At 65.4% G+C, this 16131-nt stretch carries 13 protein-coding genes and 4 tRNA genes; 3 read left to right on the plus strand and 14 right to left on the minus strand.

The window, feature by feature from the left end:
- Window positions 1–46 precede the first annotated feature (46 nt).
- Complete coding sequence (locus tag ACDH77_RS10625) at window positions 47–478, plus strand: FKBP-type peptidyl-prolyl cis-trans isomerase (protein ID WP_014090254.1); 432 nt, start codon at window positions 47–49, stop codon at window positions 476–478.
- A 10-nt stretch (window positions 479–488) separates the two neighbouring features.
- Window positions 489–1751, plus strand: a complete 1263-nt coding sequence (locus ACDH77_RS10630) for a TIGR03862 family flavoprotein (protein ID WP_031422830.1) — start codon at window positions 489–491, stop codon at window positions 1749–1751.
- On the opposite strand, the gene ACDH77_RS10635 is transcribed toward ACDH77_RS10630, so the two are convergent.
- Complete coding sequence (locus tag ACDH77_RS10635; RefSeq protein WP_011347602.1) at window positions 1735–3027, minus strand: nucleotide sugar dehydrogenase; 1293 nt, start codon at window positions 3025–3027, stop codon at window positions 1735–1737. The two genes, ACDH77_RS10630 and ACDH77_RS10635, sit on opposite strands and share 17 nt — an antisense overlap.
- 139 nt (window positions 3028–3166) lie before the next feature.
- Here ACDH77_RS10635 and ACDH77_RS10640 point away from each other — a divergent pair.
- Window positions 3167–3250 (plus strand) — tRNA-Leu (locus ACDH77_RS10640).
- Window positions 3251–3611: 361 nt separating this feature from the next.
- Here ACDH77_RS10640 and ACDH77_RS10645 read toward each other — a convergent pair.
- The 13 genes from ACDH77_RS10645 to ACDH77_RS10705 form a co-directional block, all read right to left on the minus strand.
- A tRNA-Gly gene (locus tag ACDH77_RS10645) sits at window positions 3612–3687 on the minus strand.
- An 81-nt stretch (window positions 3688–3768) separates the two neighbouring features.
- A tRNA-Cys gene (locus tag ACDH77_RS10650) sits at window positions 3769–3842 on the minus strand.
- Window positions 3843–3910: 68 nt separating this feature from the next.
- Window positions 3911–3986, minus strand: a tRNA-Gly gene (locus ACDH77_RS10655).
- Window positions 3987–4022: 36 nt separating this feature from the next.
- Entirely contained in the window at window positions 4023–4655 is a 633-nt protein-coding gene (gene pgsA, locus ACDH77_RS10660) for a CDP-diacylglycerol--glycerol-3-phosphate 3-phosphatidyltransferase (protein ID WP_005916703.1), read from the minus strand.
- A complete protein-coding gene (gene uvrC, locus ACDH77_RS10665; RefSeq protein WP_008574530.1) occupies window positions 4652–6511 on the minus strand; it encodes an excinuclease ABC subunit UvrC in 1860 nt (619 codons plus the stop codon). The genes pgsA and uvrC overlap by 4 nt, the downstream gene beginning before the upstream one ends.
- Window positions 6508–7926, minus strand: a complete 1419-nt coding sequence (locus tag ACDH77_RS10670; protein WP_031422836.1) for a hypothetical protein — start codon at window positions 7924–7926, stop codon at window positions 6508–6510. The genes uvrC and ACDH77_RS10670 overlap by 4 nt, the downstream gene beginning before the upstream one ends.
- Before the next feature lie 23 nt (window positions 7927–7949).
- Window positions 7950–8414: a low molecular weight protein-tyrosine-phosphatase gene (locus ACDH77_RS10675; protein WP_031422838.1), complete on the minus strand. Its 465-nt coding sequence runs from the start codon at window positions 8412–8414 to the stop codon at window positions 7950–7952.
- A complete protein-coding gene (gene kdsB, locus ACDH77_RS10680) occupies window positions 8411–9190 on the minus strand; it encodes a 3-deoxy-manno-octulosonate cytidylyltransferase (protein WP_031422841.1) in 780 nt (259 codons plus the stop codon). Before kdsB ends, ACDH77_RS10675 begins: the two co-directional genes overlap by 4 nt.
- 304 nt (window positions 9191–9494) lie before the next feature.
- Entirely contained in the window at window positions 9495–10532 is a 1038-nt protein-coding gene (gene lpxK / locus ACDH77_RS10685) for a tetraacyldisaccharide 4'-kinase (RefSeq protein ID WP_008576646.1), read from the minus strand.
- Entirely contained in the window at window positions 10529–12298 is a 1770-nt protein-coding gene (gene msbA, locus ACDH77_RS10690; RefSeq protein WP_372353451.1) for a lipid A export permease/ATP-binding protein MsbA, read from the minus strand. Before msbA ends, lpxK begins: the two co-directional genes overlap by 4 nt.
- Window positions 12295–12759: an ExbD/TolR family protein gene (locus tag ACDH77_RS10695; RefSeq protein ID WP_008576649.1), complete on the minus strand. Its 465-nt coding sequence runs from the start codon at window positions 12757–12759 to the stop codon at window positions 12295–12297. The genes msbA and ACDH77_RS10695 overlap by 4 nt, the downstream gene beginning before the upstream one ends.
- Before the next feature lie 3 nt (window positions 12760–12762).
- Window positions 12763–13425, minus strand: a complete 663-nt coding sequence (locus ACDH77_RS10700) for a MotA/TolQ/ExbB proton channel family protein (RefSeq protein WP_033837296.1) — start codon at window positions 13423–13425, stop codon at window positions 12763–12765.
- Window positions 13316–15862: a DNA internalization-related competence protein ComEC/Rec2 gene (locus tag ACDH77_RS10705; RefSeq protein WP_031422843.1), complete on the minus strand. Its 2547-nt coding sequence runs from the start codon at window positions 15860–15862 to the stop codon at window positions 13316–13318. The genes ACDH77_RS10700 and ACDH77_RS10705 overlap by 110 nt, the downstream gene beginning before the upstream one ends.
- Window positions 15863–16131 lie beyond the last annotated feature (269 nt).

A 16131-nucleotide genomic window follows, 5' to 3' on the forward strand; every position in this document is an offset into this window, starting at 1 on the left:
CGGGAGCCAGGTGCGATAATGGCGGCCTTTCTCCATGGACCCTGCCATGCGCCTTTTGTTGACGCTCGTTGTCGCCCTGTTGCTCGCAAGCTGCGCGCCCGCCCTGCCGCCCTCCGGCGGCACCATCGCCAGTTTCGAGCGGATCGACCGCACCGTGGGGACCGGTGCAGAGGCCACACCAGGCGCCATGGTCACCGTGCACTACACCGGCTGGCTCTACGACGAAAAAGCCGCCGACAAGCACGGCAAGAAGTTCGACAGCTCGCTGGATCGTGCCGAGCCGTTCCAATTCGTACTAGGCGGCCACCAGGTCATCCGCGGCTGGGACGATGGCGTGGCCGGCATGCGTGTCGGCGGCAAGCGCACCTTGATGATTCCGCCCGATTACGGCTATGGCGACAACGGCGCCGGTGGCGTGATACCGCCCGGTGCATCGCTGGTGTTCGATGTGGAATTGCTGGGCGTGCAGCCGCGCTGAGTGCCTGACGATGACTGATCTGAGCAGGCAGCGGCTGGCCGTGATCGGCGGTGGGCCGGCCGGTTTGATGGCGGCGGAAGTGGCCTGCGCGGCAGGCTTGGCGGTGGATCTGTACGAAGCCAAGGGCTCGGTGGGACGCAAGTTCCTGATCGCTGGCAAAGGCGGCTTGAACCTCACGCATTCCGATTCGATGCCGCTGTTTGCGCAACGCTATCGCCAACGTCAGCAACCGGTTTCCGCATGGTTGCAGGACTTCGATGCTGATGCGCTGCGCGATTGGGCGCGAGAGCTCGGTGTCGAGACCTACGTCGGCAGTTCCGGCCGTGTCTTTCCAATGGACCGCAAGGCCGCACCCTTGCTGCGCGGCTGGGTGCGCCGGCTCAAGGAGCAGGGTGTCACGTTTCATGTGCAGCACCGCTGGCTGGGCTGGACTGAAAACGGCGCACTCCGTTTCGACACACCCACCGGTGCTGTGGAGTGCAGTGCAGAGGCAGTCGTGCTGGCGCTTGGTGGCGGCAGCTGGCCGCAGCTTGGTTCCGACGGCCAGTGGCAAGCAACACTGCAGCAACGCGGTATCGCGGTAGCGCCCCTGGTGCCGGCCAACTGCGGCTTCGATATCGATTGGAGTGCGCACTTCGTGCAGCGCCATGCAGGTGCACCGCTGAAACCGGTCGTTGCGCATTGGCAGGATGGCAACGGCATGCAGCATGCATTGCAGGGCGAATGCGTGGCCACAGCGAACGGCATCGAGGGCAGCTTGATCTATGCCTTGGCCGCGGACCTGCGCGAGCAGATCGACGCCCATGGCGTCGCCGAACTCGTGCTGGATCTGATTCCCGGCCGCTCGCTCGAACGCGTGCATGCCAAACTGGCCCAACCGCGCAAGGGGCGCAGTTTCAGCGAGCATCTGCGCCGCCAGGTCGGCATCGATGGTGTCAAGGCGGCCCTGCTCTACGAAGAACTCGGCAAGCAGGCGGGCGACGACGTGGCGTTGGTCGCACGCACGCTCAAGCAGTTGCCGCTGCGACTGTTGCGGCCACGTCCGCTTGCCGAAGCAATCAGTTCTGCAGGCGGCGTGCGGCTGGAGGCGCTGGACGATCAGCTGATGGCGCAGTCGCAACCAGGGGTGTTTTGCGCTGGCGAAATGCTCGATTGGGAAGCGCCAACCGGCGGCTACCTGCTCACCGCCTGCTTCGCCAGCGGCCGACGCGCCGCACGCGGCGCTGTGCAGTGGCTAGCGCAGCACAACGCAGACGCTACAGACGATCGCTGACTGCCGCACGCGGCCACACCGATTTGACGTCGTACACCACCGCGCCCGGCTTGCCGAGCGCGGCGATCTGCGCGACGTCGTAGTCGCGATACTGCGCGTGCGCCACTGCCAGCACCACGGCATCGTAGGCGCCCTCTTCCGGCGTCTGGCTTAAATGCACACCGCCGTGCTGCAGCGCTTCAGCCGGGTCTGCCCACGGGTCGCAAGTGTCCACCTGCACACCCCCGGCCTGCAGCAACTGCACCAATTCCAGGGCGCGGCTGTTGCGCAGATCCGGGCAGTTTTCCTTGAATGTGGCGCCCAGTACCAGCACCCTCGCCTGCGCGAGCGCGACGCCACGCATGGCCAGCATGCCGCACACGCGCTCGGCCACATGTCGGCCGACCCGATTGTTGACCTGCCGCGCGGTGTGGATCAGGTCCGGGTGATAGCCCACGCTTTCGGACTTGTGCATCAGGTAGTACGGATCCACGCCGATGCAATGCCCACCGACCAGGCCAGGGCGAAACGGCAGGAAATTCCACTTGGTTCCTGCGGCCTCGAGCACATCCAAGGTGTCGATTCCCAACTTGTCGAAAATCAACGCCAACTCATTGACCAGTGCGATATTGACGTCGCGCTGGATGTTTTCGACCACCTTTGCCGCTTCGGCCACGCGCATCGACCGAGCGCGCCAGGTGCCGGCAGTGATGATGCTGGTGTACAGCGCGTCGACTGCATCAGCGGCGTCCGCCGTCGAGCCCGAGGTGATCTTGCGAATGTCGCGCAGACGCCGCTGGCGATCGCCGGGATTGACACGCTCGGGGCTGTAACCGCAAAAGAAGTCGTGGTTGAAACGCAACCCGGAGCCTGCTTCGAGCAAGGGCACGCACACTTCTTCGGTGGTTCCTGGATAAACCGTGGATTCGTAGATCACCAGGTCGCCGGGCTTGAGGGCGGCGGCGATCAAAGCCGTGGCGCTACGCAACGGCTCCAGATCCGGTTGCTCGAAGCTGTCGATCGGCGTTGGCACGGTCACGATGAAAATGCGACACGCGGCCAGATCCGCGGCGTTTGCGCTGTAGCGTAACTGCGTTGCGGCAGCCAATTCGGCATCGTCCAGTTCCAGCGTGGCATCGTGGCCATCGCGCAATTGCGCAACGCGCTGCGCATCGATGTCAAAGCCCAGGGTGTCGCGCTGCTCCCCGAATGCAACCGCCAACGGCAGGCCGACATAACCCAAGCCGATGACGGCGATGCGCCCCTGTGGGGGGGCGAGAAGCGTGATGCCGGACATGCGGTTCCTTAAAATGGTGCGCAGCCCGTGGCGGCCCGCTATGCGGCGGCAGCATAACGCAGGCCGCAGGCGCCAGGCAGTGCAGGAAGGACGCAGCAAAGATTCACAATCGCCGCGCAATCAGGCACGCTATCGCAATGCCCGGGTGGCGAAATTGGTAGACGCAAGGGACTTAAAATCCCTCAGCCGCAAGGCTATGCGGGTTCGACCCCCGCCCCGGGCACACGATTTATAAGGTAATCGAGTCGGCGCACACGCAATCGTCTGCGCGCCGCTTACCGGCTGATGTCCATGCACGATCATCCGCATCATGCAACCAACGCGCTGGTCACCTGGCCCCGGATTGCGTTTCGATTACGCGTGCACACGACATCGCGTTGCGCCATTCCTCCAACGCAATCAGTCAAACACACGTGTCCAAGTGCCCAAGCACAGGTGTGCGCACTGGCACATGCGCTCATTACCGGACACCGCAGCACCACCGCTCATATTTCGCAGCCGCCGCGTAGTGCGTGGACGCCCCCGGCAATAACACGCGGCCAATAAAAAACCCTGGATATCGATCGATATCCAGGGTTCGAATTTGGAGCGGGAAACGAGACTCGAACTCGCGACCTCAACCTTGGCAAGGTTGCGCTCTACCAACTGAGCTATTCCCGCGTGGAGCGAAATTGTACAGCGTGTTACTTCGTTGCGCCAGCCCTGTCGTCGTTATCGATGGCAGGAAGACCGCATGCGATGTGGAGGCCTGGGCCGGAATTGAACCGGCGTACGCGGATTTGCAGTCCGCTGCATAACCACTCTACCACCAGGCCGAAACATCAAACCCAAGGCATCCTGCCTTGAAACGACGAGACCCCTGACGCGGGGTCCTGTCTACATCTGGAGCGGGAAACGAGACTCGAACTCGCGACCTCAACCTTGGCAAGGTTGCGCTCTACCAACTGAGCTATTCCCGCTTGGGAGGCGAAATTCTACAGCGAACAGGATAGCTGTCAACTGTTGCTTTCGATTTTTTTCGGCTTGTTGCTGATCGCTGCTTTTTCGTCGGCGCGCAGGCTTGGCCATGCAGCCTGCAGATACTGAAACCCCGACCACAGCGTCAGCAAGGCCGCAATGGCGAGTGTCCAGTAGCCTGCACGAAATATCAGGTTGCCCAGCCAGATTTCATGCGTGGGCATTTGCCCAGGCGTGACCGAATACAACAGGCACAGCAAGGCCACCATTTGTGCGGTGGTCTTGATCTTGCCGATGGCCGCCACGCGTACCTTGGCGCGCTGGCCGATCTCGGCCATCCACTCGCGGAGTGCAGAGACGGCAATCTCGCGTCCGACGATGACTGCAGCCCAGAACGCCATCCACGGCGTGGGATGGCCCTGCACAATCAGGAACAGCGCCACGGCGACCATCAACTTGTCGGCGACCGGGTCCAGAAATGCGCCGAACGCGGAATATTGGTGATAACGCCGCGCGACCCAGCCATCCAGCCAGTCGGTGATGGCGGCCAGCGCAAACACGCCGGCGGACGCGAAATTCGTCCACGTGTACGGCAGGTAGAACACCACGACCAACACCGGGATCATCACGATCCTGAGCAGTGTCAGCCACGTGGGGATGGTCAACTTCATTGCGGACTTGCCTCGCCTGCCGCATCGGGAAGCGCCAGCCCGTGCAGGTTAGCGTAGATTCGCGCGGCAAGTGCGGCATTGACCCCCTCCACTCGTGCAATCTCGGCCTCGCCAGCGGCCTTGAGCCCGACCAGCCCGCCGAAGTGCTTGAGCAGACTCGCGCGGCGCCGAGGGCCGATGCCGGGGATATCCTCGAGCTTGCTGGTCATGCGCGCCTTCTGGCGGCGACCGCGGTGGCCGGTGATCGCAAAGCGGTGCGCTTCGTCACGCACCTGCTGGATGAATTGCAGCGCAGGCGACGCCGCGCCCGGCCGCAGCTCGCGGCCGTCGGCCATGATCAACGCTTCGTGCCCGGCCCGGCGCTCTTCGCCCTTGGCCACGCCGACCAGCAACACGTTCTCGACCCCGAGATCGGCCAGCGCGGCCTGCGCCTGTGCCAGCTGGCCTGCGCCACCGTCGATCAACAGCACGTCGGGGAGCACGCCGTTCTCTTCCACGGCGCGACGGAAGCGGCGCTCGATCGCCTGCCGCATGGCTGCATAGTCGTCGCCCGGCGTGATGCCGGAAATATTGAAGCGCCGGTACTGGCCACGCACCGGGCCACTGGCGTCGAATACCACGCAAGAGGCGACGGTCGCCTCGCCCATGGTGTGACTGATGTCGAAACACTCCACACGCTTGACCGGCTCGGCAAGTCCAAGCATCTCGCGCAAGGCTTCGCTGCGTGCGTGCTGCGCGCTCTGGCTGGTGAGCTCGGTGACAAGGGTCAGCTGCGCATTGCGCGTTGCCAGCAGCAGATAGCCGGCACGCTCGCCGCGCACGTTCCACTTCAGTGCCACCTTGTGCTCGGCCGCCGTACTGAGCGCCGCTTCGATCAGCTCGGCTTCCGGGATCTCGCGGTCGAGCAGGATTTCGCGCGGGGGAGAGTGCTCGGCGTAGTACTGCGATACGAAAGCGCCAAGAATTTCGTCGGCACTGTCTTCCCCGTTGGTCTTGGGAAAGAACGAGCGCGTGCCGAGATTGCGGCCGTCGCGAAAACTCAGCAACAAGACGCAAGCCTGACTGGATTGCGTGGCGCAGGCCAGCACGTCCAGATCCGCTGCACGCCCGTCGACGTATTGACGGTTCTGCATGCTGCGCAGCGACGAGAGCAAATCGCGCAAACGCGCAGCACGCTCGAATTCCAGCGCCTCGCTGGCCTGCTGCATCGAGTGCATGATCTCTTCGCCGAGCTGATCGCTCTTGCCTTCGAGAAACATGGTGGCGCGGCGTACCGATTCGGCGTAATCCGGAGCCGCCACCAAGTCCACGCACGGACCGCTGCAACGCCCGATCTGGTATTGCAGGCATGGCCGCGAACGGTTGCGGAATACGCTGTCCTCGCAACTGCGCAGCTTGAAGAGCTTGTGCATCAGGCTGAGCGTCTCGCGTACACCGGTGACGCCCGTGTAAGGGCCGAAATAACGCCCTTGCACCGCACGCGGACCGCGGTGCAAGGCAATCCGGGGCCATTGTTCGCGGGTCAGCAACACGTATGGGTAGCTTTTGTCGTCGCGCAACGAGACGTTGTAGCGCGGCGACAGCGATTTGATCAGCTGGTTTTCCAGCAGTAGCGCTTCGGCTTCGCTGCGGGTGACGGTGACGTCCATGCGCGCGACCTGCGACAGCATCGAGGTCAACCGGGCGTTCTTCGGTGTCCCGTTGAAATAGCTGCCCACACGCTTGCGCAACGCGCCGGCCTTGCCGACGTACAGCAAGGTATCGTCGCCCGCATACATGCGATAGACGCCAGGCGCGGTGCTCAGTTGCGCAGCAAACGCTTTTCCATCGAAATCGTTGTGGGGCCTGACGCTCATTCGTCTATCGAAACATCACTCAGTGCGCCGCTTGCAAGGTCGTATCGCAAGATGGCATGTGCATCGGTTTCTGCGATCCAGACCGCACCGGCGGTGACCGCCAGACCGGCCGGGCCATGCAGACGACGCGGCAGCGCGACCGTGGTCAATTCACCGCCGCCCAGGCGCAGGCAGCGCAGGCGGCCATTGCCGGTGTCGGCGATCCACAGCAACGGCGAATCGGCCGCCAGTGCAATGGCCTGTGGGAACTGCAGGCGTGCCGTGCTACGTGGACCGTCCTGATCTCCAAACTGCCAGGTGCCCTGCCCGCCGACCAAGGTCTGCACCAGATCGCCGCGCAGTTGCATGGTGCGGATCGACGAGCCCAGCCCGTCGCAGACATAGGCTACCTGCTGCACGGACGCCAAGCCGGCCGGCTGTGCGAAAGCAGCGAGATGGCCGCTGCCGTCGCGAATTTCAAGGGCACCGGTGCCTGCGCGCGCGGTCAGCGCGGCTCGGCCCAGGTGATAACTCCAGATCCGGTTATCGCCGGCCATGGCGATCAACACCTGGTTGTCGGCGATGGCCAAACCTTGCGGGTAGTTGAGCGCAGAGGCACCGGGCGACGCCAGCGGGCCTTCGACCGGCTCGCCGGAACGACCGGTGCCGCACAAAGTATCAACCTGCCCGCTGCGCAGGTTGATACGACGTAGCGCATGGTTGCCGGTATCGGCGACATACAGCTGATCGCGTTCCAACGCCAAACCTTGCGGGCGCCGGAATGCCGCTTCGCCGACACCGCCGTCGATGAAATCCGCATTGCCATGCCCGAATTGGCGCAGTACGCGTCCGCTGTGCGTGCACTCGAGCACGCGGTGATGGCCGGTATCGGCGACATACAACCGGTCTTCGGTCGCGGCCAGGCCGGTAGGAAAACGCAACGCCAGGTGCGGCTCGGGCTCGCGCTCGGCCACGCCGTGCAGGTCGGCGTCCGATGGCGGCTGCTGGCCCTCGCACAGGGCAGTCAGCGCCTTGTCCAGGTCGCCAGTGACGCCCACCAGGCGCTGCCGCTCGCGGCCGTAGGCATCCAGCAGCACCAGCGTGGGCCAGGATTCGATACCGAAGCGTCGCCAGGTTTCCCAGTCCTTGTCGAGCAGGATCGGCGCACTCACGCCGTGTCCGCGCAGTTGTTTAAGCGAGCGTTGCGGCAGGCGCTCGCTGTCGAAACGCGGCACCTGCACCACGATCACCTGGAGCCGGCCAGGGCTGCGCGCCTGCCAGTGGGCAAGCTCGGCCAGGCGTTCGGCGCACCACACCGAACTGGCGTTGACGAACGCCAGCACCAGCGCACGGCCGCGATGCTCCTGCAAGGTGGAGGGCCTGGCATTGAGCCAGGTGGGAAATTCCGGCAGTTCCTGGGTGAGCTGGGCGTTCATGCGGTGATTATGCCCAAGCGCGATTAGCCGCGGGTGAGTCTGGCCACGGTGAGGCGCGCGGCAGTGTCGACCAGCTGCCATACCTGCTCGAAGTCATCCATGCTGCCGGTATACGGGTCGGGGATTTCATCGCGCGCGTCGATGCCGGCCCAGGGCAGCCACAAGGCGAGCTTGTCGCGCTGCGCCGCCGGGGCGAGCCGCTGCAGATCGCGCAGATTGCTGGCGTCTGCGCACAACAGCCAATCGAAATGCTCGAAATCCGAGTGCTTCACCTGGCGCGCGCGGAGGCCGGAAATATCCACGCCGTGACCGCGCGCGCAGCGGATGGCGCGCGGGTCCGGCGCCTCGCCGGCATGCCAGTCGCCGGTACCGGCCGAATCGACCTGGATGCGCCGCGACAAACGGGCTTCATCCAGCCGCGCACGCAACGCACCCTCGCCCATCGGTGAGCGGCAGATATTGCCCAGGCAGACGACCAGCACCTTCATGGCGATGCCACCCGCACCTGTGCGCGGACGAGATCGTCCGGGGTATCGATGCCCGGCGGAAACGGCTCGGGCGTCACCGCCACGGCGATGCGATAACCGGCTTCCATCACGCGCAGTTGTTCCAGCGATTCGATGCGCTCCAGCATGCCAGGCGGCATGGCCGCGAAGCGTTTCAGGAAGCCTGCGCGATAGGCGTAGATGCCGATGTGGCGCAGCCACTGACCTTCTGCAGGCACGCTCTCGCGCTGGCTGGCGAAGCTGTCGCGGTGCCAGGGAATCGGCGCGCGGCTGAAATACAGCGCATCGCCGCCGGCTGTGCGCACCAGCTTCACCACGTTGGGATCGAACAGGTCGTGCGCGCTGTCCACCGGCGCGGCCAGCGTGGCCATCTGGGCACCGGAGTGCTGCAGCAGATCGGCAACGGCACGGATGCCTGCAGCCGGCGCAAACGGTTCGTCGCCCTGCAGATTGACCACGCAGGTCTGGTCGTCCCATCCGGCAATGCGTGCGCATTCGGCAAGGCGGTCGGTACCGGACAGATGCGCGGCGCCGGTCATTGCCACATGCACTCCTGGCAGATGATCGATCGCCGCAGCGATGCGCGCGTCGTCGGTGGCCACCCATACCTCGCGCGCACCCGCCAGCAACGCACGCTCGGCCACATGCTGGATCATCGGGCGATCGCCGATCCGTTGCAGCGGTTTACCCGGCAGCCGCGTAGAGGCGTAACGGGCGGGAATGGCGACGACGAAATCGGCAGGCGTGGTGGGTGTCATACGTGCGCGCTCTGGATGCAGTGGGGAAACGAGAAAACCGAATCGCTTGATGCCGATGTGTGATTGAGCGAAGTGGCTGTATTCAGTGGGAGCTGCGCTGCACGGCATCAGCACTCAAAAACGCGCTGCATGCCCTGCTCGCAGCCATGCGCACCGATATTTCAGGGCAGACCTCTGCCCGAGTGTTGCGAAACTTCATGCAGCCTGGATGCCACATCACAGCAGCAAGCGCGTCCTCGACGCCTGGCTCGCGATGGTTGGCCAGCAACGTCCAGCTGCATGCTCACCATGGCCCGTGATGCACTCACACGCCCTGCCGGCTGGCCAATTTGTTCAGGCGGTCCAGCAGACTCACCCAGAACGCGGCCGGCAGCTCCGCCTTCAGTGGCACGCTGTACAACCACTCGTCGGCGAACGGACGGCATTTCACCGCATCCTTTTCGGTCATCAGCACCGGCAGGCGGCTTCCGAAGCTGAAATCCGCGGCGCGGTAGACGTGATGATCCGGAAACGCGTGCGGCACCACGCCAATGCCGCGCGCGCGCAGCATGGCGAAGAAACGTTCCGGATGCGCGATGCCCGCCACCGCATGCACGCGCTGCCCGGCAAGCATGCTCAAGGGCTGCGCACGCTTGCCATCCATCGGCTGCACGCTGTCGATGCTCAAACGCATCTGCCACTCGCCGAAACCGGCATCATCGGGCACCTGCGGTGCGGCAGTCGCACTGGCCTGGCCAAGATTGACCACGCGGAAATCGCAATCGCGTGCCCGCGCGGCCGGTTCGCGCAGCGGCCCAGCGGGCAACAGGCGTCCGTTGCCGTAGCGCCGCTGGCCATCGACCACTTCGATCTCGACATCGCGCGCCAGACGGTAATGCTGCAGCCCGTCGTCGCAGATCACGATGTCGCAGCCCGCTTCGACCAGCGCCCGTGCAGCAGCGAGCCGGTCGCTGTCGACACGCACGCGTGCACCGGTTTTCCAGGCGATCAACACCGGCTCATCGCCGCCGAGCGCCACCGGCGTGTCCGCTTCGACCCACCGCGCGGTACCTGCGTCATCGCGGCCGTAGCCACGGCTGGCGACGCCAGGCGTCCAGCCGGCTTCCTGCAGCTTTGCGACCAAGGCGATCGTCAGCGGCGTCTTGCCGGTGCCGCCGGCGGTGACATTGCCAACCACGATCACCGGCACTGGTACCCGGTGGCGCCGGCGCCAACCGCGGCGATACAGCGCCCGCCGCAATGCAATGGCAGCGCCGTAGACCGGCGCCAGGATGCGCGCCGGCAAGGGGATCGGCGTGTTGTCGTACCAGTAACCCGGGGTGCGGGTGCCGCGTTTGCTCATGCCGGGCGTTCGCGGAATTGCATGCCGTGCAGATGCGAATACAAGCCGCCCTGCGCCAGCAATTGGTGATGCGTACCGCGCTCGACGATCCGACCCTGGTCCATCACCAGCACCTGATCGGCATGCTCGATGGTGGACAGGCGATGCGCGATGACCAGCGTGGTGCGGTCCGGCATCAGCTTGTGCAGGGCGTCCTGTACCAAGCGCTCGGATTCGTTGTCCAGCGCTGCGGTGGCCTCGTCCAGGATCAGGACCGGCGCGTCCTTGAGCATGGCGCGTGCGATCGCCAGACGCTGGCGCTGGCCACCGGACAGGCGCCCGCCCTTGGTGCCGACATGCGACTGCAGCCCCTCGGGCAGTTGCGCGACAAATTCCATTGCGTTTGCGCCCAGAATCGCCCGCTCCAACTGGCCGGCATCGGCGTTGCGCATTTCACCGAACGCCACGTTGTCGGCGATGCTGCCGTCGAACAACATCACCTGCTGGCCCACCAGCGCAATCTGCCTGCGCAGATCCGCCAGCGCATACGCCTGCACCGGATGACCGTCGAGCAAGATCTGCCCGGCCTCGGCTTCGTAAAAACGCGGGATCAACTTGATCAGACTGGACTTGCCGCTTCCGGAACGCCCGACGATGGCAGTGACGGTGCCCGGTTGCGCAACGAAACTGACATCGGCCAGCGCCGGATTGACCTGGCCGGGGTAGCGCGCCGTGACATCGCGAAATTCGATCAAGCCCTTGGCACGCGTCAGCGGCACGGTACCTTGATCCGGCTCGTCCGGGCTGTCGAGCACCGAAAACAGGCGCTCGGCCGATGCAAGGCCGCGCTGCACCATGTTCTGCACATTGGTGAGCTGCTTGAGGCCCGGAATGATGGTCAGCATCGAGGTCATCAGCACGACGAAATCGCCGGCCGTCAGGCGCCCGGCCAAGGCCTGCGCACCGGCCACGAACAGCAGGGCCGACAGGCCGATCGCGCCGATCATCTGCACGGTGGCAGTGGAAATGCCGCGGGTGGATTCGACCTTCATCGCCAGGCGCAGGTTGCGATTGGCCAGCGCGCCATAGCGCTCCATTTCGGTCTGCTGGGCCCCGTAGATCTTGACCTCCTGATGGCTGGACAAGGTCTGGTCGGCAGCCTGCAGCAGCTGCGCACCGCTTTCCTGGATGCTGTGGCTGATACGGCGGTAGCGCCGCGCCACCTTGTCCATCACCCAGGCCAGCACCGGGGCGAGCACCAGGATGGTCAACGTCACCTGCCAGCTATGCCACAGCATCAGTGCCAGCGCACCGATCACCTGCAGCGATTGCTGGATCATGACCTTGACCGCATCCACTGCGGCCTGCGCAACCTGGTCCGAATCCGAGCCCAGGCGTATCAGCATCGAGGGCACCGGCTCCGAATCGAAGCGTGACCCCGGCAGGCGCAGATACTTGGCCATCACCTTGATACGCAGGTCGCGCGCGATGCTGCGTGCGGACTTGCCCATGGCCATGTCGGTGATGTAGCCGGCGACGCCGCGCACCACGAACAGCAGGATGATCTGCACCGGCAGCCAGCGACTGACCTCGGCGTTCTTGTAGATGAAGGTCTCGTCGGTGATCGGCTTCATCAACGCCAGAAACCCGGTGGTGCCGGCCGCTTCGATCAACGCGGCGATCAACGCGGCCACCAGCAACAAGCGATACGGCTTGGCAAACGCCAGCAGGCGACGGTACGTGCGCCAGGAAGACACTGGCGCCGGGCGGTCGGTGGAGATGGTCACTGGCGGGTTCCGTTGGTGCTTGTCTTGCCGGTCGTACCGGTGGCGCTGGCCGGAGGCGCGGTGGCGATGGCAATGCGCCGGAAGCCGAGCTGGCCCAGCGCATCCTGCGCGGTCACCACGGCCTGATACGGGGTCCGCGCATCGGCGCGCATCAGCACGGTCTGTTCGCGGTCATCGCCGGCGATCTGGGCGATGGTCTGCTTGAGCGAATCCACATCCGAGCGCAGTACTTCCTGATCGTTGATGAAATAACGCCCATCGGCGTTGACCAGCACGCTCAACGAACGCGGCGGCGCACTGGTGTGCTGGTCGCTGGCGGTCGGCAACTGCAGCTGCAGCGTGGAGCGTGCGTCGAAGGTCGTGGTCACCACGAAAAAGATGATGAGGACGAGGATGACGTCAATCAATGGCACCAGGTCGATATGCGGCTCGTCCTGGCTTCGGTCGCTGCCGATGCGCATCCGTCAACCCTTCGCCGTGACGGGCTTGGCGCCCGCTGCGGCCGGCGCGACGGCTGCCGGCACGACTCGGCCATCGATGGTGTCCAGCAACAAGGTGGCTTCCTGCTCCATCTCGATGATGTAACCGGCGATGCGCCCCTTGAAGAAGCGATGTGCCATCAATGCCGGAACAGCGATGATCATGCCGGTGGCAGTGCACACCAGCGCTTTGCCGATGCCGCCGGCGAGCTGATTCACATCGCCGACGCCGTGATCGAGGATGCCCAGGAACATCTGGATCATGCCGACCACGGTACCAAGCAGACCCAACAACGGCCCGGCCGAAGCGATCGTGCCCAACGCATTCAGGTAGCGCTCCATGCGATGCACCACATGCCGGCCGGTGTCTTCGATACGTTCGCGAATCATGTCGCGCGGGCGGCCGCGCACATCCAGCGCAGCGGCCAGCAAGGCGCCCAACGGCGAATTGCGGCGCAGCGATTCGATGTGGGTGGGATCCAGATTGCCGCGCGCGGCCCACTGACGGACCTCTTCGCCCAGGCCCGGCGGCGTCACCTCATTGCGGCGCAGGCTCCACAGACGCTCCAGCACGATCGCCAGGGCGATCACGCCCAGCAACAGCAACGGCACCATCGGCCAACCGCCTGCCTTGACCAGCTCCAACACGATTCGATTCCTCCGGCAACACGGCCGCCTGTTCGCTGACCGATAGGATAGCAGCCGACCGCCGCCGTTCCGCAGCATCCCATAGCCGCGGCTGCCAGCGCCGCCGCTCGCGCAGTTGCAGGCCCGCGGCACCGAGCCAAACCCGTATCGCTCCCGCCTGGGCAGTGTCCAGCACTTCTGCTCCGCCCGACTTCCAGCGTTGCACGACCTCGGCGCGCGGATGCCCGAATCTGTTGCCATGACCGGACGACACCAGCGCCAGGCGTGCGCCGGTCGCGGCGATGAAGCCGGCCTGCGAGCCGTCGGCGCTGCCGTGGTGCGGCACGATCACCAGGTCCGCACGCAGATCCGCGGCGCGCCCGCGCAGCAGGCGGCGCTCGACGATTTCGCCAATATCGCCCGGCAACAGTGCGCTCGCAGACGCGGTCTCGACCCGCAGCACGCAGCTGGATTGATTGCGTAGATAAGGAAACCCAACGCCGGGATGCAGGAAGCGGAAGCGCACACCGTCCCACTCCCACTGCTGCCCGGCGCGGCAACGTGCGGTGACGTCCAACGGCGCACCCGGTGGCGCAGCCGTGCGTGCCACCGGCAGCCCCGTGCGCACCGCGGCATAGCCACCGGCATGATCGGCGTCGGCGTGGCTGAGCACGATGGCATCCAGCCGGCGTACGCCAAGCGCGCGCAACGCCGGCAGCACGACGCGCTCGCCGGCATCGAACCCGTCGCGTACCGCCGGACCGGTATCGAACAGCAGCGCATGGCGTTGCGTGCGCACCAGCACCGCCAAGCCCTGGCCCACATCCAGCACCTGCACTTCCGCCTCGCCTGCGGCGGGTAGCTCGCGATCCGGCCAGAGCAGCGGCAACCACAGCAGCGCCGCCAACGATTTACCCGGCGTCGCGCGCGGCAGCAACAGCCAGAACGCACCGAGCAAGGCGGCGATCAGGGCAACCCCATCGGACTCGGGCACCCACCACAACGCCACCGCGGTGTGCCCAAGCCAGACGAACCCCGGCCAGGTCAGCTCAAAGCACCAGCCCGCAAGCTGCCATGCCCATACGCCGGTCCCTGGATAGATCGCTTCGAGCGCGGTCCCCAACAGGCACAGCGGCACCACCACGAAAGTCCACCAGGGAATGGCGACCAAATTGGCGAATGGCCCGACCAGCGACGCCTGCCCGAACAGGCTGACCGTCAACGGCAGCAGGCCAACGGTGGCCACGGTCTGCGCAGACAAAAAGCCGCGCACAATGGCACGATCGTCAGACGGCAGGCACCAGACCAGCCATGCCACGCCGGCGAAGCTGAGCCAGAAGCCAGCCACCAGCACGCTGAGCGGATCCCACAGCAACACCGCCAACAAGGCGAGCGAGAGGACGTGCGCGGTCGAGGCGCGTCGCCGCAGTACCCTGGCGAGGGCCACCACCGCAATCATCAACACGGTGCGTACCGTCGGCAGCGCCAGGCCAGCCAATAGCGCGTAGGCGGCGGCGCCGAGTAGCGCGGCAATCGATGCCGCATGCAGACGCGGCATGAAGGTGCCCAGTCGCGGCTGCCAGCGCCATATGCCAGCGACCAGCAGCGCGAAGAATGCCCCGACCAGCCCGACATGAAATCCAGAGATGGCGATCAGATGGCTGAGCCCGGTCGCGCGCAACGTTGCCCATGCCATATCGTCCAGCCCGCGGGTATCTCCGAGCGCGAGCGCCCGCAGGTACGGCGCAGAAGGGCCGCCGACACGCTCGGCGATGCGTTGCGACATCCGTTCGCGCCACGCATCCACGCCTTGCGGCGGCGCGATCTGGCGTGCGGTTGCAGGCATGCGCACATAGCCCGTCGCAGCGATGCGCTGCACCAGTGCCTGGCGCTCGGCATCGAAGCCTCCGGGATTGCGCAAGCCGCGTGGCGCACGCAGCTTGAGCCGCAGCTGCCAACGCGCACCTGCATGCAGCGCTGCGCGCGGGCCGATGCGCTCGGCGCCAAAGTCGTCGTACCAGGCCAGTTGCAGGAGCTTCCCGCGCAGTGCCGCCGGCTGCGCCGGCGCTTGGTCCACGCGCAGCTGAAAGCGGGTACGGCGTTGCTCGGCGGTCGGCAGGCCGACAATCTGTCCGCGCACGGTGACATCGCGTGTTTCATTCCGGGGAAGCAGTTGCGACTGCAGGGCATCGGTCACCTGCCACCCCATCGTCCCGAATCCAAAGAGTGCCGCCGCCCCTGCCAGCAATAGCGCACTCCGGCGCGGGCGCAGCCACACCGTCGCGCCGCTGCCCAGCAATGCAACACACACGCAGCCGACGTAAACCATGCGCGCAAGCAGTGTGGGCGACCAGGCGCAGGCCACCACGCCCAGCAATAACGCGGCCGCAATGGCCACCGCCGATCCCATCTGCGGCGGCGCTGCCTGCGCTGACACCTCCATGCTGTCGGTCGCCATCCCGCACCCTATCGATCAACGTCTTCACCTTAGATCGCGGCACCTTCCACGCACAGCGGAGATCTGCCCGAGGCTGGGTAGGAAGAGCACTGCGCGGCGCTCGCCGATCGCGAATACGGAAGAAGTACTGCAGCCCGCAACCACTGGATGCAGTGCGTAGGACAGTGCACACCTGACGATGCATGCCGCAGCAAATGGAGCGATCAACGGCGCAGCACGCGCTCTGGCCCAGCATTCGCCCCGATTTCATGGTGTCGCCGCTAAGGTGA

Origin of the sequence: Xanthomonas axonopodis pv. maculifoliigardeniae (assembly GCF_041519315.1) — a bacterium.
In the GTDB taxonomy this organism is placed as follows: domain Bacteria; phylum Pseudomonadota; class Gammaproteobacteria; order Xanthomonadales; family Xanthomonadaceae; genus Xanthomonas; species Xanthomonas euvesicatoria.

Coding starts and splice junctions, on each gene's coding strand:
- ACDH77_RS10630 (WP_031422830.1), top strand. CDS start 489: ATGACTGATCTGAGCAGGCAGCGGCTGGCCGTGATCGGCGGTGGGCCG.
- ACDH77_RS10675 (WP_031422838.1), bottom strand. CDS start 8,414: ATGAAGGTGCTGGTCGTCTGCCTGGGCAATATCTGCCGCTCACCGATG.
- ACDH77_RS10705 (WP_031422843.1), bottom strand. CDS start 15,862: ATGGCGACCGACAGCATGGAGGTGTCAGCGCAGGCAGCGCCGCCGCAG.
- ACDH77_RS10635 (WP_011347602.1), bottom strand. CDS start 3,027: ATGTCCGGCATCACGCTTCTCGCCCCCCCACAGGGGCGCATCGCCGTC.
- ACDH77_RS10670 (WP_031422836.1), bottom strand. CDS start 7,926: ATGAACGCCCAGCTCACCCAGGAACTGCCGGAATTTCCCACCTGGCTC.
- uvrC (WP_008574530.1), bottom strand. CDS start 6,511: ATGAGCGTCAGGCCCCACAACGATTTCGATGGAAAAGCGTTTGCTGCG.
- pgsA (WP_005916703.1), bottom strand. CDS start 4,655: ATGAAGTTGACCATCCCCACGTGGCTGACACTGCTCAGGATCGTGATG.
- lpxK (WP_008576646.1), bottom strand. CDS start 10,532: ATGAGCAAACGCGGCACCCGCACCCCGGGTTACTGGTACGACAACACG.
- ACDH77_RS10695 (WP_008576649.1), bottom strand. CDS start 12,759: ATGCGCATCGGCAGCGACCGAAGCCAGGACGAGCCGCATATCGACCTG.
- kdsB (WP_031422841.1), bottom strand. CDS start 9,190: ATGACACCCACCACGCCTGCCGATTTCGTCGTCGCCATTCCCGCCCGT.
- ACDH77_RS10625 (WP_014090254.1), top strand. CDS start 47: ATGCGCCTTTTGTTGACGCTCGTTGTCGCCCTGTTGCTCGCAAGCTGC.